Source organism: Gordonia sp. DT218 (genome assembly GCF_049847105.1).
Classification (GTDB): Bacteria; Actinomycetota; Actinomycetes; order Mycobacteriales; family Mycobacteriaceae; genus Gordonia.
Genome location: NZ_JBNCNS010000016.1, coordinates 1 through 740, shown reverse-complemented (window position 1 = coordinate 740; position 740 = coordinate 1). Strand labels below are relative to the sequence as shown.

The following is a 740-nucleotide window of genomic DNA, read 5'->3' as shown; positions in this document are numbered from 1 at the left end:
TCGAGCCAGTTCCCGAACGTCTTGAGCACATGGGAGAACCGGTCTTTGATGTTCAGATTCTCCGGCACCGTCTGCCCACCCGCGGCCGGGTTGGTGTGGTCATATTCCTGGACGTGTTCGACGTCGGCGTCAAAGGAGGAGGTCGCGTTACCCGGCACGATGCTGTAGCCATCGCGCACCCGCACATAGGTGTCCAGAGCGGTCGACGGCCGATAGGGGTCCGAGGGAAGATGCGCGGGCAGGGTGAAGGTGCCATCCGGATTCTGCGGTGTGCCCGTGGGTACCAGCGGCTTGATCACCGCGTCCGGACGGGCAGCCAGATCGCGCACCTGTTCATCGGAGACGACCCCGTGTCCGGCGACGAACCCGGCATGCTCGGCCTCACCGGTGAGCGTGGCTTCGTCGCAGACCACGTGGATGACCACGGTGGCGTCGACCGGCGGCACCGTGCCCGGCTCCGGGATCCGGGCCGTGCAGTCCTCGCGCCCGCACCGGCATTCGAAGACAGTCCCCGACAGCAGGGCGAACATCGCGTCCGAGGCGCGCTGCTGTGTGGTGCGCTCGTCGTGTTCACATACCGCGGCGGCCAGCGCTTTGACGGCTGCGGCGGCGATGCGCACGTTCTCCGCGGACATGGTCGCCGACATCTGCCCCATCCCATCCGGCTTCGGCGTCGTCCACACCCGACGGTCGTTGACCGCACGTCGGCGAGCCTCGCGCACCGCATCCGGATCCTGGCG

1 protein-coding gene is annotated in these 740 nt (G+C 67.7%); it reads right to left on the bottom strand.

The features are described 5' to 3' along the window. Positions 1-740, bottom strand: a 740-nt coding sequence (locus ACPXCG_RS23950) for a DUF222 domain-containing protein (RefSeq protein WP_425794891.1), incomplete at both ends; no start/stop codon positions are given.